Source organism: Mucilaginibacter lacusdianchii (assembly GCF_009770985.1).
Taxonomy (GTDB): domain Bacteria; phylum Bacteroidota; class Bacteroidia; order Sphingobacteriales; family Sphingobacteriaceae; genus Mucilaginibacter; species Mucilaginibacter lacusdianchii.
Genome location: NZ_WSRW01000003.1, coordinates 180211 through 204353 on the forward strand (window position 1 = coordinate 180211; position 24143 = coordinate 204353).

The window sequence follows — 24143 nt, forward strand, 5'->3', positions numbered from 1 at the left end:
ATGCTTGCCAAGTTTTCATATTTCGTTAGCCACAAGAAGGGGCTATTTATATCAGGTGTATTGAGCTTGCTGGCTGCATTAAGTGCTGGTAATGTGTCAGCTCAAACACAGAACTTAAAACTATGGTATAATCAGCCTTCCAAAAAATGGACAGATGCCTTACCCATTGGCAACGGTCGTATAGGCGCCATGATTTTTGGCGGCATAGATACCGAACGTATACAGTTTAACGAGCAAACTTTGTGGACTGGTCGCCCACGTGATTATCAGCGCGAAGGAGCTGCCCAATACCTGCAACCTATCCGCCAGTTGCTGGCCGAAGGCAAACAAAAAGCTGCCGATTCGCTGGCCGAAGCGCTTTTCATGGGCAAAAAGGACAATGAAGATACCTATGAGGCGCAAAAAGCAGCTTGGTTCAAAAAGATACGCAACTTAAATCTATCACAAACACCAGCTTTCGAAACCGGAAAGTGGACGAGCATTAACCTGCCTACCGAAAAAGGATGGGAAACAACCCGTGGTTTTGAAGGACTGGACGGAGCCGTTTGGTTTCATAAAACCTTTACTGTTCCTGCCTCATGGGCAGGCAAAAACCTGGTACTAAGTTTGGGCCGCATCCGTGATATGGATTTTACCTACGTGAATGGTAAACAAATAGGCACTACTGATGGAACGAATTATCGTAAGTATACCATACCCGCTTCTGCACTACATAATGGCGAAAACGAGCTGGCCATACAGGTAATTAATTACTGGGATAAAGGCGGACTAACCAGCGCAGCAAAAGAGCTGATGGTATATCCGGAAGGTGAAAGCCTAGATAGCGGCATTAAGCTAAGCGGTGCATGGCAATACTGGATACAAGATTTTAACCCACCGGCGTTTCCGCGTTACAACGCCGATTATCAGCCGTTTGCCGATGTTTATTTGTTGTTTCCTAACCAGGGTAATATTACCAATTACCGGCGAGACTTAGACATCAATAACGCTACTGCTCATGTAACTTACACCAGCAACGGTGTTAACTTTAGTCGCGAGTATTTTGCCAGTAAGCCCGATCAGGTAATTGCTATGCGGCTCACAGCTAATCAACCTAGTAAACTTACTTTTAATGCTGTGCTAAGCACTTTGCATAAAAATATGTTGCTCCGCAAAGTAAACGATCATACCCTGGCCTTATCTTTAAAAGTTGGCAATGGTGTATTAAGAGGGGTTTCTTATTTAACCGTGCAAACTAAAGGCGGAAAGGTGGATGTTTCAGCTAAAGGTATCAACATTACAGGCGCTAATGAGGCTACATTGTATCTAACCGCAGCTACCAGTTATAAAAATTATAAAGATGTTTCGGGCGACCCTGATGCGATTTGCAAACAGGCCGTAGCCAGCTTAGGTAACAAAAATTACCAAGCTATCAAAAATGTGCATTTGGCCGATTATCAGCGCTTGTTCAATACCTTTTCTATTAACTTAAACCAGGGCAAAAACGCCGCACTGCCTACCGATCAGCGTATATTAAAGTTCAACAGTGCCGACGATCCATCACTTATCAGCCTGTTTATGCAATACGGGCGGTATTTGCTGATATCTTCATCACGACCAGGTAGTGGTCCGGCTAATTTGCAAGGCATATGGAATGATTTATTGACACCGCCGTGGGGTAGCAAATTCACCACCAACATCAATCTGGAAATGAATTACTGGCCTGCCGAAGCCTTGAACTTGTCAGCCTGTGCAGAGCCTCTTTATAATATGATTGATGATCTGTCGCAAACCGGTAAGCTTACGGCCAAAGCGCATTACAATGCACCGGGGTGGGTATTGCATCATAATACCGATGTGTGGCGTGGTACGGCACCGGTTAACGCGGCTGATCATGGTATATGGGTTACCGGTGCTGCCTGGCTGTGCCATCAGTTATGGGAGCATTATGAATATTCGCAGGATAAGACATTTTTAAAGAACCGCGCTTATCCGTTAATGAAAAGTGCAGCTGAATTCTTCAATGCCAATCTGGTTAAGGATTCGCAAACAGGTTACTTGATCAGCACACCATCCAACTCACCCGAGCACGGCGGTTTGGTGGCCGGCCCAACTATGGATCATCAGATCATACGTGATTTATTTAAGAACTGTGTAGCTGCCGCCAAAATTTTAGGGGTAGATGAGCAGTTCAGCCAAACGTTGCAAACAAAGTATAACCAAATAGCACCTAATAAAATAGGCAAATACGGTCAGTTGCAGGAATGGCTACAGGATAAGGATGATACGACCGATACCCATCGCCACGTGTCGCATATGTGGGGCGTATATCCGGGTACAGACATCACCTGGCAAACCCCCGATTTGATGAAGGCGGCAGAGAAGTCGATGTATTACCGAGGCGATGACGGGACCGGATGGAGTATTGCCTGGAAGGTGAACATATGGGCGCGTATGCGCGAGGGCGATCATGCTTACCTGATGCTTAGCAAACTGCTATCACCGGCAGATGCAGTGCCAAATCACGAAAAAGGCGGCGTATATCATAATTTATTTGATGCCCATCCGCCATTTCAAATTGATGGAAACTTTGGCGGTGCGGCAGGTATAGCCGAAATGCTGCTGCAAAGCCAGTCGGGCAACTTGGAACTGCTGCCGGCATTGCCATCAGCATTGCCTAACGGCGAGGTAAAAGGTATCCGGGCAAGAGGTGGCTTTGTGCTTAATCTTAACTGGAAAAGCGGACAGTTGGAGCGGGTGGAAATAACTTCGCAATCAGGCAACGCTTGTTCCGTAATCTATAAAGGTAAATCTATTAAGTTCTCCACTCAAAAAGGGCGTAGCTATAAACTTAATGCAGATTTAAAATTAGTTAAAGCATAATGATTTTATCGAACAGGCATACCTTGTCTTCTAAAAAATGCTTGAGTAAAATATTGCTTCAGGTAGTATGCCTATTGGTAAGTACATGTGCTTTAGCACAGTTAAGGCAGGATATTTCTATAAATAACAATTGGCGGAGCATAGCCAACAACACGCAATCAACCGCCTATGCGGGTTTCGAAAATCAGAATTTTGACGATAAGGTCTGGTCACACGTAACTGTACCGCATAACTGGGATACCTATGAAGGTTACCGGCGGTTAAAGCATGGCAACCGTCACGGCTATGCCTGGTATCGCAAAACCTTTACAGCCAGAAATGCAGGCGCAGGTAAGCGTTACTTTTTATGGTTTGAGGGGGTTAGTTCGTACGCTACCGTTTGGCTTAACGGCAAAAAAGTGGGTTATCATGCCGGGGGGCGTACCTCTTTCACCTTGGATGTAACGGAAGTTATTCAATTCAATAAACCCAACCTGCTAAGTGTTCGGGCCGATCATCCGGCCAACATAGCCGATTTACCTTGGGTATGCGGTGGCTGTTCGGATGAAATTGGCTTTTCGGAAGGTTCGCAGCCTATGGGTATTTTCAGGCCGGTGCATCTGATGGTTACTAATCCTGTCAGGGTAGAGCCGTTTGGCGTACATATCTGGAATGATACCACGGTGTCCGAGAAATCGGCTCTGTTGAATTTAGAAACAGAGGTAAAAAACTATACTGCGCAAAAGCAGGAATTTACTATAGTAAGTACACTTCTGGATAAAAGCGGAAAGGAAGTGGCCCATGTACAGGTGGCTGCAAATATTAATTCTGGCTCATCTTATACAGTATCACAAAAGCTAAACTTAACAGGCAATGTACACTTGTGGTCGCTGCAAAACCCTTATCTGTATAGCTTGCGTACGCAGATACGGAGCGGACAAAAGGTCATCGACGAAACCACCACCACCTACGGCATCCGTTGGGTTAGCTGGGGCATTGATAAAAATAATGGCGACGGCCGATTTTACCTGAACGGCAAGCCTGTTTTCATAAACGGTATTGGCGAATATGAACACCTGATGGGGCGTAGCCATGCCTTTACCAGTCAGGAAATAAAAGCCCGTGTTATGCAAACCCGTGCTGCTGGCTTTAACGCTTTCAGGGATGCACATCAACCTCATAATCTGGAATATCAGAAGTACTGGGACGAATTAGGGTTGCTTTGGTGGCCGCAATATTCGGCGCATATTTGGTTTAATACACCTGCTTTTCGGGCTAATTATAAAGCTTTACTGGTTGAATGGGTAAAAGAGCGACGCAATAGTCCGTCTGTCATTTTATGGGGATTGGAAAATGAAAGTAAACTACCCGAAGATTTTGCACGGGAGTGTACCGAACTAATCCGCAAGCTAGACCCAACGGCATCTGTACAACGTAAAGTAACTACCTGCAATGGCGGTAAAGGCACCGATTGGGATGTACCCCAAAATTGGACCGGCACCTACGGCGGTAACCCGCTTACTTATGCCGAAGATTTGCAAAAACAGATATTAATTGGCGAATACGGTGCCTGGCGCAGCCTGGAACTACACACAGAAGGCCCATTTGTAGCAAACGGCCCCGTAAGTGAAGACCGCATGGCGCAGCTAATGGAAACCAAAGTACGTTTGGCGGAGTCGGTAAAAGGTAAAGTAGCCGGGCAGTTTCACTGGTTACTGTACTCGCACGAAAACCCCGGCCGTATACAAGGTGGCGAAGGCTTGCGGGAATTGGATAGGGTAGGGCCTATCAATTACAAAGGTTTGTTTACCCCGTGGGGGCTGCCATTGGATGTATTTTACATGTACCGCGCCAACTATGCATCCAAAGATAAAGAACCGATGATTTATATTGTTTCGCATACCTGGCCCAACCGCTGGGTTAAACCCGGACGAAAAGATAGCATAACAGTATATTCTAACTGCGATGAGGTGGAGTTATTTAATGATGTACAAAGCGTATCGTTTGGTAAAAAGAAAAGGCAAGGCATTGGCACCCATTTTCAATGGGACGATGTGAATGTGCAATACAATGTACTGTATGCAGTAGGCTATGTAAATGGTAAAGCTGTTGCAAAAGATTACATTGTTCTTAATCATCTGCCCAAAGCCCCTCGTCTTAATCAGTTGAGCACGGGAAACAGCGATATCTTAAAACCAGTGCCTGGTCAAAAATACTTGTACCGGGTGAATTGCGGTGGTGATGATTATCAGGATGGGAATGGTAATTTATGGCAGGCCGACCGTCATCAATCTGGAAAAAATAATTGGGGTTCCCTATCTTGGACGGATGATTTTGAAGGTATGCCGGCATTCTTTGCCAGTCAGCAACGCACGTTTGATGTAATTAAAGGTACGAATGATAGTCAGCTATTTCAATCATTTCGATACGGCACCAATAAGTTAAAATATTCATTTCCGGTACCCGATGGCGATTACCAGTTGGATCTGTATTTTACTGAGCCGTGGTATGGTATAGGTGGCGGCATGGATTGCAGCGGATGGCGGCTGTTTAATGTAGCAGTTAACGATAAAATAGTCCTTCATGATCTGGATGTCTGGAAAGAAGCAGGCACTAATCAGGCACTGAAAAAGACCATAAAAGCGCATATCACCGGTGGGCAACTCATACTGTCTTTCCCTAATGCTAATGCCGGTGAGGCTATCATTTCGGCTATTGCTGTTAGTACCTTAAATCAAAAAGCTACCGCTGCTCCGCCATCAGCAGGTATTATTCAAAAGCTAGATGTGCCAGCGAATTGGAAAGTAAAATCTTGGCTGGATATTGGTGATAAGCTTTATGCTGACCGGTCAAATATCACCCTAAATGAATTGCCACCTGTTTTATACGGAGCCGATTGGCTGCAAACCGCAAGTAGCGCACAGTCAGCCAAATTTACAATGGGAGCTGATGGTAGTGTGTATGTCGCTATTGATGCATCGCCAAATCAACGGCCATCCTGGCTAAAAGATTATGAAGTGAGCGGTTTGGCTGTGAAAACGGATGCCCAAAATGGCCAGTCCTTGCAGTTATACCGCAAGCTTTTTAAAAAAGATGAAACAGTTGTGCTGGGCGAAAATGCCGGATATTTACTATACACGATAGCGGTATTACCGAGTGTGAAACTTGAACCTGCTACCGATCTACGTAAAACCGTTACGTATAAAGCGGATAACGCCCTTACGCAAGGCGCTACAGTGCCTGATACCCTGAGCGGTAAAAAAGTAATTCGATTCACCGGTTCAACAGCCGGAACAGCTACCTTTATCCTGACACCGGGCGTGGCTGACCTGTATGCCTTACGCATTAAATATTATAACCAAACGGATAAATCTTTTACCGGTAAAATGGAACTTCAGGCGGCAGATGGAACGGTGATGAAAACTGAAAACGTTACTTTTAAGCCGGTACAAAAAGGAAAGTCCGGCACGGTGACTACCACTACGGGTACCAGCATCAATGCTGGTAATTACAAATTGATTATATCTGCCGAGCAGGCTGCCGGGCTATGTATATCAAGCATAGAAATGCAGTAAGGCCATATTGATTTTAAGCAAATGATAAAAAGACTTTATATCGCATTGTTATTGTTGCACTTTCATGCTTTTGCACAAGGCGTAAGAGTAAATGCGTTAAAATGCGAGTATAAAAGTAATCCGTTGGGTATCGAGTCGGTCGCGCCGCATTTAAGTTGGTTGTTACAAAGCACCGGGCGCAACGTTCGGCAGACGGCTTACCGGGTATTGGTGGCCGATAACCCTGTCCTGCTGAACAAGAATGTAGGTAATTTGTGGGATTCCAAGAAGATCAGTTCTGACGCCTCCATCCAAGTTGCTTACAATGGAAAGCCGCTCCAAAGCGCTGCCACCTATTACTGGAAAGTAATGGTATGGGATAATCAACACCATGTGAGTGCCTGGAGTTCTGCAGCGCACTGGCAGATGGGCTTGCTTACGCCGGCCGACTGGAAAAATGCCCGCTGGATAGCTTATGATAAACTGCCCGATACATCCAGAATTGTACCCCTGTTGCACGGCCGCGGCCCTAAAAAGCTGGGGTTGGCTAATGATGTGTTGCCCATGCTGCGTAAAGGTTTTGTGGTAAATAAACCGATTAAAAAGGCTACCATGTACATCTGTGGGTTAGGGCATTTTGAGCTGAGTGTAAACGGGCAAAAAGTAGGCGATCACTTTTTGGATCCGGGATGGACAAACTACGACAAGCAGGCGCTTTATGTACCTTTTGATGTGACTCGGCAACTTAAGCAAGGTGAAAACGCAATTGGTGTCATGTTGGGCAACGGCTTCTATTACATTCCGCGTGATAAGCGGTACCGCAAACTTACCGGGGCTTATGGTTATCCAAAAATGATTTGCCGTTTGGTAACGGAATATCAGGATGGCAGTGTAAGTAATGTAATAAGTGACGCTACCTGGAAAACAGCACCAAGTCCTGTTACCTTTACCAGTATTTATGGCGGCGAAGATTATAATGCTAATCTGGAACAAGCGGGCTGGAACAGAGCTGCTTTTAATGACCGGAACTGGAAAAACGCTTTGTTGGTTGACGGCTCGCCGCAATTGAGCGCGCAATTAGCCGAACCGTTGAAAGTGTTTGAAAACTTCAACCCTAAAAAGATTACATCGGTTGCACCTGACAAATGGTTGTACGATTTGGGGCAGAATGCATCGGGTATACCACAAATCACTGTTAAAGGGAAAAAAGGTGATACGGTAAGAATTTATCCGGCTGAATTAATTAATGCCGAAGGTGCCGCAAACCAAAAAGGATCCGGCGGACCGCATTACTATACTTACATTTTGAAAGGAACAGGAGAGGAAACTTGGCAGCCACGCTTTACTTACTATGGTTTTCGTTATGTGCAGGTTGATGGCGCTGTGCCGCAAGGTAAAGGTAATGCACAAAACCTGCCGGTGATTGTAGATATTAAAGGTCTGCATACCCGTAATGCTGCACCGCAGGTGGGTAGCTTTTCTTGTTCAAACGATTTATTTAACCACATTTACACGTTAATAGACTGGGCGGTAAAAAGCAATATGGTAAGCGTGTTTACTGATTGCCCGCATCGCGAAAAACTGGGCTGGTTGGAAGAAGCACATCTGGTAGGCAGCTCTATCCACTACGGATATGATATCGCCAACCTAAGCCGCAAATGTATCAGCGATATGCAACTGGCTCAAACGCCCGAAGGACTGATCCCGGAGATTGCCCCTGAGTTTACCAAGTTTGGCGAACCCTTCCGCGATTCGCCAGAATGGGGAAGTAATGCAGTGATTTTTCCGTGGTATGTATACCAGTGGTATGGTGATAAGCAGTTACTGCAAGATAACTATCCTACCATGCAACGCTACTTGGACTACCTGGCCGGCAAAGCCGAAAATCACATTCTGACACAAGGCCTGGGCGATTGGTATGACATTGGCCCTAAAGCGCCTGGCTTATCGCAAAATACACCTAAAGGCATTACGGCTACGGCCATTTATCACTACGACCTTACTATCGCCGCTAAAGTTGCCGCATTGTTAGGCAAACCCGAAGATGCCAACAGATACAACCAGTTAGCACAACAAGTAAAGCAGGCTTTTAATAGTGCATTCTTTAACGTTGATACCAAACAATATGGTACAGGTAGCCAAACAGCTAATGCGATGGCGGTGTACGCAGGTTTGGTAGAGCCGCAATACAAAGCTGCTGTAGTGAATAATCTGGTACAAGATATACGCAGCCGTGACAACAGCTTAACCGCTGGTGATATCGGGTTCCGTTATCTGCTTCGGGTGCTGGATGATGAAGGGCGGTCGGATGTAATTTATGAAATGAATAACCGCTCGGATGTGCCGGGCTACGGTTACCAATTGGCCAAAGGTGCTACGGCGTTAACCGAATCCTGGCAGGCGCTGGGCGGCGTATCTAACAACCACTTTATGCTGGGGCATATTATGGAATGGTTCTACACGGCTTTAGCCGGTATTCGTCCTGCTGCAGATGCAGTAGCGTATAATCGCATTGAGATAAGGCCGGAGTTAGTCGGTGATATTACCCATGCACAGGCTACTACCTTGTCACCTTACGGAACTATCAGCAGCAAATGGAATAAAATGGCTAATAGTTTTGAGTTGGATGTAAAGATACCGGTCAATACTGAAGCTACGCTTTACCTGCCTGTTAACCAAACTGCTAAGATTGTTGAAGCGGGGCAGTTAATCGGAACCAATAAACAAATTACCTACAAAGGTTACAAGAATGGAAAGGCAGTAGTGCAAGTTGGCTCAGGTCATTACCATTTTGTTGCTCAGTAAATGAATATATTACAGGAATTTAAAGCATGAAAAAAACGAAGATATTAAGCTTATTGCTGTTGATGAATGTGCTGATTGTGGCTGCTGCACAGGCACAAACCAACCGTACGCAGGTGCCCGATAAAGTAATGCAGGAGGTGTACGAAAAAGTCAAAACACCTCACAAGTACGGTTTGGTAATAGCACCCACAGATAACAGCCAAAAGGCCGATTGCCCCAGCGTATTCCGCAAGGGCAACCAATGGTGCATGACGTACATTATTTTTAACGGTCGTGGTTATGAAACCTGGTTAGCCAACAGCAAAGATTTACTGCACTGGACAACTAAGGGCCGTATTCTGTCTTTTTCGGACACTACCGATTGGGACAGCGACCAAAAGGCCGGTTACATCGCTTTGCAGGATACCAAATGGGGTGGAAGCTACCAGTTAAATCAATTTCAGAATAAATACTGGATGTCATACTTTGGCGGGCATGACAAGGGATATGAGAAAGGTTTGCTTTCTATCAGTATGGCGTATACTGACAAGGATCCGTCAACCGTGCATGAGTGGCAGCGTTTGGGCCACCCGGTATTAATGGCTACGGATAACAATGTAAGCTGGTGGGATAATCACACGTTATATAAAGAAACCGTCATTAAAGACAATGCCCGTTTAACCGGCTACCCATTTGTAATGTATTACAATGCCAATGGCGATAGCCTGAACAAAAAGCGCGGAGCAGAGCGTATAGGTATGGCCGTATCTAACGATATGGTGAACTGGAAACGCTTCCAAAAAGATCCGGTGTTGAATCATAACGTGGGCATTACCGGCGACCCTTACCTGCAAAAAATGGGCGACTTATGGGTGATGTTTTACTTCGGCGCTTTCTGGAAAGAAAAAGGCGGTGCTTTTAACCGCTTTGCCTGCTCTTACGATTTGGTGAACTGGACGGAGTGGAAGGGCGATGATCTCATCCAATCATCCGAACCATATGACAATATGTTTGCCCATAAATCATTTGTGGTAAAGCACAAAGGTGTGGTATATCATTTTTATTGTGCCGTTAACAAGGCCGATCAGCGCGGTATTGCGGTGGCGACTTCAAAAGATATGGGTAAAAGTCAGCTCAACTTTGTAGAGCCACCACCATCTAAAAAGAAAAAGTAAGCTATGCGGATAAACATACACTTGAAATATTATGTGCTTATCGCCTGTTTGCTGGGTTTAACCTCGGTGCAAGCCCAACGCAAAACGGAAAATTTCAATAACGGCTGGCGTTTTAATTTGGGTGATGATAGTTTAGCCCGAAACATTAATTATAATGACAGTAAGTGGAGGCTGCTTAACCTACCGCAAGACTGGAGCATTGAAGGTGCATTCAATGAAAAAAATACTACTACTCAGGCTGAAGGCGGCTTGCCGGCCGGAATAGGCTGGTACCGTAAAAGTTTTACGATGCCGGTTTCTGCAAAAGATAAAAAGGTTTTTATTGACTTTGATGGTGTTTACCGCAACAGTGAAGTTTGGATAAACGGGCATTTGTTAGGTAAACGGCCCAACGGCTATATTTCATTCCGCTACGATTTGACACCGTATCTGAGGTTTGGTACCACAAAAAATGTAGTTGCTGTAAAAGCTGACAACTCAGCACAGCCCAACTCCCGCTGGTACACCGGCTCTGGCATCTACCGTAATGTGTGGTTGGTTACCACCAACAAAAGCTATTTTACCAATGGTGGTACCTTCATTTATACGCCGCACGTTAGCGCTGCTACGGCAACGGTCCGTGTGCAAACTGGCATCATGCCAAGTGGTAAAGCGCTGAAATTAAAAACGCTGATTTACAATCACCAAAATAAGTTAGTCGCGTCGCAATTGTCGGCAATCAAAGCAGCAGATGATACCGTTGTTAGCTTTACAGAGCAAACGTTGCAAATTAATCACCCGCAGCTATGGTCGGTAAATCGGCCTAACTTGTATAAAGCACAGCTGCAGTTAGTGTCTGATAACAATACCATACTCGACAGCTATTCAGTAAACATCGGTCTTCGTTTTTTTGATTTTGATGTAGATAAAGGCTTTTCGCTGAACGGTGAGCGCATGAAAATCAAAGGCGTATGTATGCACCATGATTTGGGCGCTTTGGGCGCGGTAGTAAACTTGCGGGCGATGGAGCGTCAGTTGGAGATTTTAAAAAATATGGGCTGTAATGCTATCCGCACATCCCACAACCCGCCCGCCCCAGAGTTTTTAGACTTGTGCGACCGCATGGGCTTCATTGTGATGGACGAAGCTTTTGACATGTGGCGCAAAAAGAAAAGCAAGCAGGATTACTACCAATACTTTGATGCCTGGCACCGGGTAGATTTGGAAGATCAGGTAAAGCGCGACCGCAACCACCCATCGGTAATGATGTGGAGTATCGGTAACGAAATTCGTGAGCAGTTTGACAGCACCGGCATTAGCATCGGCAGGGAGTTAGTTAAAATTGTTAAGAACCTCGACCCAACCCGACCAGTTACCTCGGCGCTAAGTGAGTCTGATCCTAAAAAGAATTTTATATACCAGTCGGGCGCGTTGGATTTGGTGGGGTTGAACTATCATCAGGAGGTTTATGCTGATTTTCCCAAAAACTATCCAGGCCAGAAGTTTATTGCAACGGAAACTATGTCAGCTTTGGAAACTCGAGGGTTTTATGATAAGCCTACCGATACCACCCGGTTATGGCCCCATAGTTCCAAAGAAAAATATACCAAAGGCAATCCCGAAATGGCTGTAACAGCTTACGATAACGTGGCTGCTTACTGGGGATCAACACACGAAGAAACCTGGCGCATTATCAAAAAGCATGATTACCTGTCGGGCCTGTTTGTGTGGACCGGTTTTGACTACATTGGCGAGCCTACGCCATACCCGTGGCCGGCGCGCAGTTCCTATTTTGGTATCATTGATCTGGCCGGTTTTCCGAAAGATGTTTACTATATGTACCAAAGCGAGTGGACCAATAAACCAGTACTGCACCTTTTGCCGCATTGGAACTGGAATGCTGGCGATACAGTAGATGTGTGGGCGTATTATAATAACGCCGATGAAGTGGAGCTGTTTTTGAACGGCAAATCGTTGGGCATCCGTAAAAAACAAGCTGACGATTTGCATGTAAGCTGGAAAGTAAAGTACGAATCGGGTACCCTTAAAGCAATATCGCGCAAAAACGGAAAAGAGGTGTTGGTGCGCAATTTGCATACCGCTGGCAAACCGGCCCGTATACTGTTAACTGCAGATCGCAAAGCCATCCGGGCAGATAATGAAGACCTCTCTTTTGTTAACGTTTCCATTGTAGATAAAGACGGTAACGTTGTGCCGGATGCAGACAACCTGGTGAATTTCATTGTGAAAGGCGGCAAGCTTGCAGGGGTAGATAATGGCTCACCTGTTAGTATGGAATCATTCAGGGCAAGTAATCGCAAAGCGTTTCACGGCTTATGTCTGGCTATATTACAGGCATCTGCAAAAGCCAGTACAATTGAGTTAACCGCCACGGCTGCAGGTTTACCAGCAAGCAAAATAACCATTAAAGCACGATAAAAGAATATCTCTTTAGTAGTGCGTTTATTAAAGCAGCAATCAGAGCGCAACAGCGCTTTAATTGCTGCTTTTTTGTTTAAGTAGGGTATTGAACTACTTGATATGATAACATCCTATATTATCAGGCCAAAATATTATACTTCATCCGGTATGCAACCCAATACATTTGTTTTTAGTGTAGCATTTCGCCATCCGGTTATGGCCTGCCATGTAAACCAATTATTTTATAAACGCCAATGAGAAGTTTGCCAACGCTTGATTTGACTGTAATTGTGCTGTATTTGGGTGCCATGTTGTTGGTAGGCTGGTATTTTTCCCGAAAAAACAAAAATGCCGAACAGTTTACCAAAGCATCAGGAAAAATTCCGGGGTGGGCTATTGGTATTTCTATCTATGCCACTTTTCTAAGCAGTAATACGTTTTTAGGTGTGCCAGGTAAAACCTTTGGCGGCAACTGGAGCGCCTTTGTATTCAGTATTTCAATGCCATTTGCGGCTTGGATCGCCTCTAAATACTTTGTCCCGTTTTACCGCAACACCGGCGAAATTTCAGCTTATACACATTTGGAACATCGCTTTGGTGCATGGGCTCGTACTTATGCGGTAGTTTGTTTTTTGCTGACGCAACTGGCGCGAATGGGGTCTATATTTTTTGGCGTAGCGCTTACGCTGCAGGCACTTACCGGCTACAGCATGAAAATGATTATTCTGTGCATGGGTATTTGTATTATCATTTACACCGTTCTGGGCGGAATAGAAGCCGTTATCTGGACGGAAGTAGGGCAGGGCATTGTAAAAACGTTTGGTGCATTCTTAATACTTTATCTTATCATCATCAATATGCCGGGCGGTGTATCCAAAATCACTGCAATTGGTTTGCATGATCAAAAATTCGGGCTAGGCAGCTTTGCTATAAATTTTCAGGAACCCACGTTTTGGGTAGTGTTGTTGTATGGGTTTTTTATTAACCTCAATAATTTTGGCATGGATCAAAATTATGTGCAGCGCTATCACACGGCTTCATCATCAAAGCAGGCCGTTAAATCTATCTGGCTATGTGTGGTGCTGTACGTGCCGGTGTCGTTACTGTTTTGCATAATAGGTTCTGCTTTGTATGCCTTTTATCAGGTGCACCCCGAGCTAACCGAAGCCATCAGGCATCAGGCCGCCGCCGAGCATTTGCCTGCCAACGCCACCGCCAGCCAAATTGCAAACTTAGCAGCAAATCTCTCTCCAGCCGATTATGGCGATAAGATTATGCCCAACTTCATGATCACCAAAATTCCAGCCGGATTGGTAGGCTTAATCATATCCGCCATCCTGTCGGCCGCTATGAGCACCATTAGTTCGGGCATGAATGCTTCGGCTACGGTGTTTTCGGTAGATATCTATAAACGATATTTCAAACCGGGTATTAACGAAAAGCAAACCCTTTGGCTGTTGCATACCGCAACAGTGGTTGCCGGTGTGGCTGGTGTAGCTGCGGGCATAGCCATGATAGGGGTAAAGAGCGTGTTAGATGTATGGTGGCAGCTGTCGGGCATTTTTGCCGGTGGTATGCTGGGTTTGTTTTTACTGGGCATGATTAGTCGGCAAACCCGTAATCACGAAGCGTTGGTTGCCACCATTGTTGGTATACTGGTTATTTTATGGATGACCCTATCAGTATTACTTCCCGAACAGTATGCCACGTTCCGCAACCAGTTGCACCAAAATATGATTATTGTGGTGGGCACCCTTACCATATTTCTGGTAGGCGTTATCTTGACCAAATTAAGGCAGAAGCAGAACCCCATTGCAACAGTGAATCATCAAAACCCCGTTGAAAAGCACATTTACTAACGTTATAAAATACATACACAAATAACATGAATAGCATCAGCAATAATCAGCAGAAAAAAGGCTTTATTCCGGTAATGCTAACCCCCTTTACCGATGGTGGTAAGATAGATTATGACCAATTAACTTTGCTGACAGAGTTTTACCTGAATGCTGGTGCAGCCGGATTGTTTGCCAACTGCCTATCCAGCGAAATGTTCGAACTAACTGCTGACGAGCGACTACAGATCATTAAACATGTTGTTAAAGTAACGGGCGGTAGCGTGCCCGTGGTAGCAACAGGTACTTTTGGAGGACCCATTGGTTCTCAAGCTGATTTTGTAAATCAGGTACATGATACCGGCGTACAAGCTGTGATAGCCATTACCAGTCTGCTGGCAAACGCCGACGAATCGGATGATGTGTTCAATTCACGTGCTGATGAATTACTGGAACTTACACCCGATGTACCGCTAGGCTTCTACGAATGCCCTGTTCCGTATAAAAGAATATTGTCTGCCGGGCAACTTCAGCATTTTGCGTCAACCGGCCGGGTAATTTACCACAAAGATACCAGCTTAGACATAAATCAGATTAAAGCCAAAATAGCCGTTGCGCAAGGTAGTAACCTGGGGCTGTATGATGCTTATATGGTACATGCTGTGGAATCGTTAAAGGCCGGATCGGCTGGTTTATCCTGCATACAAGGCAATTATTTTCCAGAGCTGATTGTATGGTTGTGCGATAATTACAATAATCCTTCTATGCAAGAACAGGTAGATAAAGTGCAGCAATTTTTTATAGATAATATGGATGTAATGCATGACGTATACCCAACTGTAGCTAAATACTACCTGCAGCAAAGGGGGGTAGAAATATCCACGTTTACCCGGCGCAAGGTGGGCAACTTTAGCAGTGCTATTCGTCAAAATATCAAGAGTTTGTATCAGAAATACAGTCAATTACAGAACGAATATGGTATTCAGCCGGTTGTTTAATCACTAGGCTGAATTCCTGAAAATTTCGCCTAGTATACTTATTGTATACTTTACAATATTATCATATTGCCAATACCTCTATTGCCTTTACTTCGTGTAATGATTAGGCATCACACAATTTAAATTATAAAGAAAAGAATTCACCGTTTAATAGGGCGACAAACGATGTTTTCTTTAATTAAATTGTATATTACAGCTCTTTTTTACATGGGTGACTTCTACAAATTTGGTAAGTGATTAGTCTACATGTTGAAAAGAGCTTTAACTAAACCGAAAATTACAATATGTTTCCAGAATATTTTATGCTAACATCCTATAGTAAATGGATAAAAATTAGCAAAAAACGACGTTCGCGTTAAATGATATTTGTGTATAAACCTGTTTGAGTGTTCAAACAAACCAATTATTAGAACCAATCAATAAACAGTTAACAAACTGTAATTTAGTTTTTTAATTTTTATTGAATCTTGAACAAAAATCAGCTTCAGGCTTGGCCTTTATTAAACAGAGTGGAAGCGAAGCCATCATTGCTTTGATACATAATTATTATAACGATGTTAAAAGGAGATCATAAAAAGCAGATTGTGTTGGTTGCCAGTGGCGATTTAAGGCTATCTGCAAACCAAACCTGCTGGGCCGTGCAAGAGCAGATGGAAGCGAAGCTAACCGCTGCTCTCGAAAAATTGGGCTGGTCTGTTCAACGTGCACATACTTACAATGCCGGCAGGCAACATGGCTTTATCGACTCGCAACGGATGGGCATCGAGGTGTTCAAAACCATCGATACGGAGCAGCCGCTAATTGTTGCTGAAAGTGTTTGGCAGTATACCCACCACGTTTTACCCGGCTTAACTACGCATAAAGGTCCAATACTTACGGTAGCCAATTGGGATGGAACCTGGCCTGGTTTAGTGGGCATGCTTAATTTGAATGGTTCACTTACCAAAGCAGGGGTTGAATACAGCACGTTATGGAGTGAAGATTTTACCGACTCGTTTTTTACCCAAAAGTTGAATGAATGGTTGCTGACAGGTAAGATAAAGCACGATCAAAGTCATGTTCAAAATTTTGATTTGATAGATATCCCTTTGGAAGATGAGATGACTGGTAGAAGTTTTGCTAAAAACTTGAAGCGAAATAAAGCCATCATGGGCGTATTTGACGAAGGTTGCATGGGCATGTACAATGCCATTATTCCCGACGAAATTTTGCACCCTACCGGTTTGTTCAAAGAAAGATTAAGCCAATCTACCCTTTACGCAGCTATGCTAAAGGTACAGGATACCGAAGCTGAAGCGGTTTTGAACTGGCTGCTGCAAAAAGGTATGCGCTTTAACTGGGGAACTGATGAGGCTACCGAATTGACCCGCAACCAAACGCTGGAGCAGTGCAAAATGTATATTGCCGCTGTCAGGCTAGCACATGAATTTGGTTGTGATACCATCGGTATACAATATCAGCAAGGCTTAAAAGATTTAGCTCCGGCAAGTGATTTGGTAGAGGGATTACTGAATAATCAAGATCGTCCACCCGTTTTCAATGAATCGGGAGAAGAACTTTACGCTGGTCAGGCACTGCCCCACTTTAATGAGGTAGATGAATGTGCTGGTTTAGACGCACTGGTAACTTATCATTTATGGAACCAACTGGGTATGCCGGGCGAAACCACCTTACATGATTTGCGCTGGGGGCAACATTTTACCAGTGAAGGAGTGGATGACTTTGTTTGGCTGTTCCTGATTTCGGGTGCTGCACCTCCTGCACATTTTATTGATGGTTATGCCGGTGCGGTGAGTGAACGCCAGCCGTCTATGTACTTCCGTTTAGGTGGTGGAAGTTTGAAAGGGATAAGCAAACCCGGGCATATTGTTTGGAGTCGCGTATTTGTAATGGACAATCAACTGCATTGCGATATTGGTGTAGGTGAAGCCGTTTATTTGCCCGAAGAAGAGACAAACCGCCGTTGGGAACTTACTACGCCACAATGGCCAATTATGCATGCCACGCTTAAAGGCGTAACCCAAAACCAAATGATGGCAAGGCACAAAGCCAACCACATACAAGTAGTTTATGCAACTAACGCAGAAAAAGCATTACAAGCCTGCCGTATTAAGGCGGCTGCTATGGCCGAATTAGGTTTAAAAGTACATTTTTGCGGAGACATAGATTTTACAGTAACCGATAGCAGTGACATAGAAGAAATTAATGTATATGAAAAAGCTGATTAAATACGCTGGTATAGCAGCGTTGTGTGTATTGTTTGCAAAGCCGGTACAAGCGCAGGACGCACAAACGCAAGCAGACAAAGAAGCTGCTTATGTAAAAACCGTAACCGGAAGAGCGGCTAAAATTACGGCAAGCCTGGGGCTGAATGATGAAAGCAAGGCAGCAAAAGTGACCGCCATTATTGCCAAACAATATCAGGATTTGAACAATGTGTATATCACGCGTGACGCCAAACTGAAAGAAGTGAAAGAGCGCTACGCTGATAACAAACAAGAATTGCCTGCCGCACTAAAGGCGGTTGACGTAAGTGTTGCCGAACAGTTGAAGCCGGTACATGCACAATATATAAGCAACTTGTCTGCTTATCTTACGCCAGAACAGGTTAATAAAGTTAAAGATGGCATGACGTATAATGTACTTAACGTTACTTACACAGCTTACAACGATATGATTCCCACGCTTACACAAGAGCAGAAAAGTCAGATCATGACCTGGCTTACCGAGGCCCGCGAGCAATCCATGGATGCAGAATCATCAGAAAAAAAGCATGCCTGGTTTGGGAAATATAAAGGCCGTATCAATAACTATCTATCAGCAGCCGGTTATGACATGAAAAAAGAAGAAGCCGGTTGGATGGAACGTATCAAAGCTTCTAAATCTAATAACAAATAAACTATTGATTGCCGGAAGGTTAAAGCAGTGCTTCACTTTCCGGCATAACCATTAATGAACAAAACTTGGGTATAAAAAAATTTAAGCGTATGAGATAAATTATTACTACTACACACCAATTAAATCTATATTAAACCAATTAATGAACCATTTTAAATTAAGAGATGAAGAAAATCTACTTATTGATTTTGCTTTTGCCACTGTTAACCTACTCGGCATTCGCGCAAAATCGTACCATAACTGGTACAGTAATAAGCGCCGATAAAAACGAGCCGCTTATCGGCGTATCCATCCAGGTAAAGGGTGGAAGTACCGGTACCCAAACTGATGCCAACGGAAAGTTTTCCTTAAAAGTAACTAACCTGCAAAACGTAGTTATTGGCGTACGTTATGTAGGTTATGCTTACCAAGAGCATACTTTACGAGTGGGTGAAAACAACCTGGATGTGAAAATGCAGCCCAGTGCCGAAAGTAACTTAAGCGATGTTGTAGTGGTAGGTTACGGTACACAGAAAAAAATTCACCTTACCGGTGCTGTGGCATCTGTAGATACCAAGCAAATTCAGGATATCCCGGCAACAGACCTGGCATCAACATTACGCGGCCAGGTTCCTGGTTTAAATATATCCGGTGGTAATGCACGTCCTACAACTAATTCAACAACTATCAGTGTCCGCAATCCAATTGTATTTCCCGGCGCTAATAATCCAGGTCCACTATTTATTATCGACGACGTGTTTCGTGACGCGGCCGCATTCAATAACTTAGACCAAAGTGAGGTTGAAAGTATATCCATTTTAAAGGATGCAGCAGCAGCAATTTACGGTATACAGGGTGCGTACGGAGCCATTGTGGTAAGAACCAAAAGAGGCAAAAGCGGTGCCCCAAAGGTAACCTACAATGGTGCATACGGCGCTTCTACTGCTGTTAAAATTCCTGATGTGTTAACTGGCGGCCAAATGGCTCAATTTTATAATGATTATAATGCCACGCCAATCATCGCAAATAATCAAACCATTGATGAGCACGGTTATGTAAGTCCGCTTACACCAGGTGGAGCACCTACAAAAAACCTATCTTATTTTACGCCCGACGAGTTGGCTTATTTCAATAATCCCGCCAATAACACCGATTGGCTAAGATATGCTTTCAAAACCGCTGTTACGCAACGTCACACTTTAAACATTAGCGGTGGTAGCGATAAGGTAACTTATTTTGCAAGCTCAACTTATACCAGCCAAAATTCGAACTTTGCCGGTGTTGGCAACAACCGGTGGACTTATCGCGCCAGTGTTGATGCCAAGGTAGCCAACGGTTTAAAAGTGGCATTGTCGCTTAGCGGATCAATTAACAATTCTAAAATCAGATACTTTAAGCAAGGCACCGAAAGCGCAGATAACGATTTCAGGACATTGCTTACAGTAGCACCTTGGACCCAATACTTTATCAATGGTATTGCAGCGTTGCCCAGCGGTCCGCAAGGCAGCACAAGTAGCAACCTGTTGCAAAATTTTAACTATTTCCAGGCTGCACAACAGCTAAACGATTATTCGTTGACTAAACCAACAGTGCTTAATATCAATCCAACAATTAGTTATGATGTTCCTTTTGTAAAAGGCTTGCGTTTAACAGCCAATTATAACAGGCAAATCACTAACACCTTTTCCAAACAGGTGGGAACCAGTTATACACTTACTCAATTTGCCGGTTTAGGAGAAAATAATCACATTCCCGGCGGTGCAATTTTAAATGCCGATTTGAAACAGAACAACGGTGACTTAATACGTTTTAATCCGGCTTACGCAAATGACTATCAGTTAACTACTACGGCATCTTATAGCCATAAATTCGGGAAGCATGAAATCTCTTTATTAGGCTTATACGAGCAGCAGGAAAGATACCGTGAAGGGATTGAAGCCTATGCAAATGGTGTCTTAATAGGAGGCTTTGATAACCTGAATTTTACCAATGGGGCTCAGGTGGCTAATCAGGCCAACGGTGCTATCTCAAACTTTGGTCGCCAGGCTGTTGCTGGTCGTTTAAACTATAATTACGACGATAAATATTTGTTTGAAGGCGTTTTCAGAGCTGACGGAAATACCAATTTTGCACCGGGTAAAAATTGGGGCTATTTCCCATCGTTCTCGGCAGGTTGGGTAGTGTCACAAGAAGGTTTCTTTAAAAACAATGTAAAATTTGTAGATTTCTTTAAAATCAGAGGTTCAGTTGGATTTTTAGGGGCCGACAATACCAAACCTTTCCAATACCTGGAAAATTATAACTTTGGCCAAACTCAAAAAGCAGCCGTATTTGGCGGTAATAATGATCGTGGCTTGGCTATCTTTCAGTCAGTGGCGCTGGCAAACCCTAATGTGCGTTGGGATAATGCCAATAAATATAACTTAGGCTTAGACCTGCAGTTTCTTAAGAACCGCCTGTCAATGAGTGTTGATGGATTTTTGGATCATCGTTATAACGGACTTGCCAACTTAACTTCATCAACACCATTAGTGGTAGGTGCAAACGTTCCAACTGAAAACTATGCTGTGGGCGATAACTTCGGTTATGAAATTTCGGCTACCTGGCGAGATCATATCGGTAAAGATGCAACCTATTATATTACAGCAAACTTTAGCTGGAGCGATAACAAGTACATTAAAGTAGATCAGGATGCTGGTAAAGCCGGAACTTATTTGGATGGTATCAATCGTTCAAGTGATTTAGGCTTACTTGGCTATGTATATGCTGGCTTTCTAAGAACTCAGGCAGACGTTGACTCTTGGATGTCATCTCACCCTGGTTATACACTCAATGGTATTGCTCCTAAACCGGGTATGTTGGTTTATCAAGACGTGAGAGGTCTTAGAAATGCTGCTGCACCAGGTGGTTACAACGCCCCTGATGGTAAAATCACCGATGCCGACTTGGAATATATTAAACCAAAATCGAGCAACCATTACGGTGGTGCCTTTAATTTTGGTGGAACATACAAAGGCATAAGTGTTCAGGTTATTACTACATTAGGCTGGGGTGGCGCAAGCATGTTAGAGGCAGAAGCGCTTAACCCAATTGGCGGTGTTTTCAGCGCAAATGGTACCATTCCTCTGCAAAATCGTCCGTCTTTCTGGGCTCCGGGCAATTACTGGACATATAGTAACACTAATGCCGAATTGCCAAGTCCTTACTATGTAGGCAGAAACGGTATGAACGACGCAACATCCGATTTTTGGCTTAAAAGTTCGTTCCAATTCCGGATGACTAACCTGAATGTTTCTTACGCGTTGCCAAAAAGATGGGCAAGTAAAGTTGGTGTAAGCGACATTCGTATTTATACAAACGTTGTTAACCCGGTTAATTTCTACAATCCATACGGATGGCGCGATTCGGGTACGAATTTCCTCCAATATCCTTTAGTTAAATCTTACACTTTTGGCTTAAATGTGGGCTTTTAAAAAATAGAATGATGAAAATCAATTATATAATTTTTGCAGCGTTCGCAGGAGCGGTGCTGTTTTCAAGCTGTAAAAAGGTGCTTGATAAAGTAGATGTGGGCAAAGGTACTGCTGAGCAGGTTTACAGTGATTCAATTTTAACCAAACAGTCGGTAGATTATATTTATGGCCAAAATTTACCCACATGGGGAGGTAATGGTGCTGATGGCGGTACCATACCAACTTCATTAACCGGTTTAACTGATGAAACTACCGGAGACAACAAGTTTTTGCAAGGGGTTGCAACCAGTGCGGATGAAGGCTCAATAGGTACATCCAACAGTAACTCCAACTTTTACGGTAAAATGCGTATTATCAACACGTTTATACGTGATTGCCGCGCAGGTACACTTCCAACCGCACAAAAAAACAGGTTCATTGCCCAAGCTTTATTTTTCAGGGCTTTCAAATATTTTAGCATGGTGCGCGTTTATGGCGGTGTGCCGCTGGTACTTACACCACTATCTTCAGTAGGCGATGAAAATAAATTGGCCAATCAGCAGCCACGTGCTTCAACGTCTGCTTGTATTGCACAAATTACCGCTGATTTGGATACCGCTATGAAATACCTGCCTGCAAAATGGCCAAACACCAATGATTGGGGACGCATTACGTCAGGCGCTGCAGCAGCTTTCAAAGGTCGTGTGTTGCTTACTTGGGCAAGCCCTCAATTCAACCCGAGCAATGATCAAACCCGCTGGCAAGCGGCTTATGATGCCAGTACAAAGGCTATCACGTTACTTGCTCAGGGCGGATTTGGCTTGTTTACCTCAACCGGCAATTCAGCAGCCGGTGGTGGTAGTAATGCTTATGCAAATATGTGGTTTACCGAAGTAAACAACCCGGAAGCTGTTATGGTAACCGGATATAATACCACTACTTCCGAGCAATTTAGGAACGGTAACAATTATGATAAAAGTGTTCGCCCTGCCTATCTTGGTGCCGGAGGAAGCTCTTCACAGCCAACATGGGATTTTGTTAAAAACTACCTGATGAAAGATGGTAAAGACACATTAACATCTAAGTATGGTAAATCGGCAACGGGTGGTTACAGCCTGCAAACGTTCTGGAAAAATCGCGATCCGCGTTTTGACTGGACTATTGCTTACAATGGTTGTACATGGCCTACCTTAAATGTGTCCAATTATAAGTTATGGACTTATGTTTATTATACAAACGCTGGAAAAACGGCTTTCAAATCAACTGAAATTTCCGGACAAACATCAACGGGTTTTTACTTGAGAAAGGCAACCAATGCTACTACTAATGCAAGTGACTTACAATACAGCGGTACCGACTGGATGGAAATCCGTTATGCTGAAGTGTTAATGAACCAGGCTGAAGCTGCGGCAGAATTAGGTCGTTTAGGTGTAAGTCAGGAAGCTTATGCAAATATTATCGCCATTCGCAAGCGCGCTGGCATTGAGCCAGGCACTGATGCCCTTTATGGATTAACTGCTGGTATGGGACATGATGAAATGATAAATACCATTATGAATGAGCGTGCTGTGGAGTTTGCGTATGAAGGTAAACGTTTCTGGGATTTGCAAAGAAGAAAGCTTACTCAAACATTGCTTAATTTTGAAAATAGAAAAGCGCGTTACGGTATTACTATTTCATTGAAAAATGCGCCTGCTACCGATTACGCTCTTGCTACCCGCGAGACAGCTAGCTTGGACGATCTTTACACTAACACTTTTGAGGTTAAGGTTAATAGAAAGCTTGACACTAAGTATTCTTTGAACTGGCAAAATAATTATTTATTCTTTGCCATACCACCGAACACTATTTCTAATGACCCCGCCATTGTTCAAACAAACGGATGGGATTTAGGTGGATTTGATCCGCTGAAATAACGGTACTTATTATATAAACAACAAAGGGGGAGTAGTTTACTTCCCCTTTGTTGTTTAAACTAGTTTGTATAATATTAACAATTAAGATTTTAGTAGGTAGCATTGTTAAACTGATTTGAACAGGTGCTATAGCTATAAATGTAACATCTTTGCTATAAACTTATTGTAATGCTGATAATGAGTCCTATGCTAATATTTCACAATACTTTGTTAATATTTCATATAAAATGGGTGTGCAAGGCGTGCATATTTGAACAGAGAACAAAATAAACCAATAGTACCTAAGTTTTCCAATCGCCATATACATTACC

Annotated in this window: 11 protein-coding genes; all 11 read left to right on the plus strand. The window is 43.8% G+C overall.

The window, feature by feature from the left end; translation table 11 throughout:
- A complete protein-coding gene (locus GPM24_RS14350) occupies positions 1-2862 on the plus strand; it encodes a glycoside hydrolase family 95 protein (protein WP_158827496.1) in 2862 nt (953 codons plus the stop codon).
- Positions 2862-6416, plus strand: coding sequence for a malectin domain-containing carbohydrate-binding protein (locus GPM24_RS14355; RefSeq protein ID WP_158827497.1), 3555 nt, complete (start codon positions 2862-2864; stop codon positions 6414-6416). The genes GPM24_RS14350 and GPM24_RS14355 overlap by 1 nt, the downstream gene beginning before the upstream one ends.
- A 21-nt stretch (positions 6417-6437) precedes the next feature.
- Positions 6438-9200 (plus strand): alpha-L-rhamnosidase, encoded by a 2763-nt coding sequence (locus GPM24_RS14360; protein ID WP_158827498.1) that lies wholly within the window; start codon positions 6438-6440, stop codon positions 9198-9200.
- A gap of 26 nt (positions 9201-9226) precedes the next feature.
- On the plus strand, positions 9227-10354 hold the full coding sequence (locus GPM24_RS14365) for a glycosylase (RefSeq protein ID WP_158827499.1): 1128 nt from the start codon (positions 9227-9229) through the stop codon (positions 10352-10354).
- A gap of 3 nt (positions 10355-10357) precedes the next feature.
- Positions 10358-12772 carry a glycoside hydrolase family 2 TIM barrel-domain containing protein gene (locus tag GPM24_RS14370; protein WP_158827500.1) on the plus strand — a complete coding sequence of 805 codons (2415 nt, stop codon included), beginning with the start codon at positions 10358-10360 and terminating at the stop codon, positions 12770-12772.
- Between the two features lie 236 nt (positions 12773-13008).
- Positions 13009-14613, plus strand: a complete 1605-nt coding sequence (locus tag GPM24_RS14375; RefSeq protein ID WP_158827501.1) for a sodium:solute symporter family protein — start codon at positions 13009-13011, stop codon at positions 14611-14613.
- Between the two features lie 26 nt (positions 14614-14639).
- Positions 14640-15587 carry a dihydrodipicolinate synthase family protein gene (locus GPM24_RS14380; protein ID WP_158827502.1) on the plus strand — a complete coding sequence of 316 codons (948 nt, stop codon included), beginning with the start codon at positions 14640-14642 and terminating at the stop codon, positions 15585-15587.
- A 554-nt stretch (positions 15588-16141) separates the two neighbouring features.
- Positions 16142-17815, plus strand: a complete 1674-nt coding sequence (locus GPM24_RS14385) for a fucose isomerase (protein WP_158827503.1) — start codon at positions 16142-16144, stop codon at positions 17813-17815.
- A complete protein-coding gene (locus GPM24_RS14390; protein ID WP_158827504.1) occupies positions 17799-18485 on the plus strand; it encodes a DUF3826 domain-containing protein in 687 nt (228 codons plus the stop codon). Before GPM24_RS14385 ends, GPM24_RS14390 begins: the two co-directional genes overlap by 17 nt.
- Before the next feature lie 164 nt (positions 18486-18649).
- On the plus strand, positions 18650-21937 hold the full coding sequence (locus tag GPM24_RS14395; protein ID WP_158827505.1) for a SusC/RagA family TonB-linked outer membrane protein: 3288 nt from the start codon (positions 18650-18652) through the stop codon (positions 21935-21937).
- A gap of 8 nt (positions 21938-21945) precedes the next feature.
- The gene (locus tag GPM24_RS14400) at positions 21946-23832 is read left to right on the plus strand and encodes a RagB/SusD family nutrient uptake outer membrane protein (RefSeq protein ID WP_199269768.1); all 1887 of its coding nucleotides are present in this window, start codon (positions 21946-21948) and stop codon (positions 23830-23832) included.
- Positions 23833-24143 lie beyond the last annotated feature (311 nt).

What these genes read in the sequence shown, in the direction of transcription:
- GPM24_RS14390 (WP_158827504.1), top strand. Translation starts at nt 17,799, where the DNA reads ATGAAAAAGCTGATTAAATACGCTGGTATAGCAGCGTTGTGTGTATTG.
- GPM24_RS14400 (WP_199269768.1), top strand. Translation starts at nt 21,946, where the DNA reads ATGATGAAAATCAATTATATAATTTTTGCAGCGTTCGCAGGAGCGGTG.
- GPM24_RS14395 (WP_158827505.1), top strand. Translation starts at nt 18,650, where the DNA reads ATGAAGAAAATCTACTTATTGATTTTGCTTTTGCCACTGTTAACCTAC.
- GPM24_RS14355 (WP_158827497.1), top strand. Translation starts at nt 2,862, where the DNA reads ATGATTTTATCGAACAGGCATACCTTGTCTTCTAAAAAATGCTTGAGT.
- GPM24_RS14370 (WP_158827500.1), top strand. Translation starts at nt 10,358, where the DNA reads ATGCGGATAAACATACACTTGAAATATTATGTGCTTATCGCCTGTTTG.
- GPM24_RS14365 (WP_158827499.1), top strand. Translation starts at nt 9,227, where the DNA reads ATGAAAAAAACGAAGATATTAAGCTTATTGCTGTTGATGAATGTGCTG.
- GPM24_RS14350 (WP_158827496.1), top strand. Translation starts at nt 1, where the DNA reads ATGCTTGCCAAGTTTTCATATTTCGTTAGCCACAAGAAGGGGCTATTT.
- GPM24_RS14385 (WP_158827503.1), top strand. Translation starts at nt 16,142, where the DNA reads ATGTTAAAAGGAGATCATAAAAAGCAGATTGTGTTGGTTGCCAGTGGC.
- GPM24_RS14360 (WP_158827498.1), top strand. Translation starts at nt 6,438, where the DNA reads ATGATAAAAAGACTTTATATCGCATTGTTATTGTTGCACTTTCATGCT.
- GPM24_RS14375 (WP_158827501.1), top strand. Translation starts at nt 13,009, where the DNA reads ATGAGAAGTTTGCCAACGCTTGATTTGACTGTAATTGTGCTGTATTTG.
- GPM24_RS14380 (WP_158827502.1), top strand. Translation starts at nt 14,640, where the DNA reads ATGAATAGCATCAGCAATAATCAGCAGAAAAAAGGCTTTATTCCGGTA.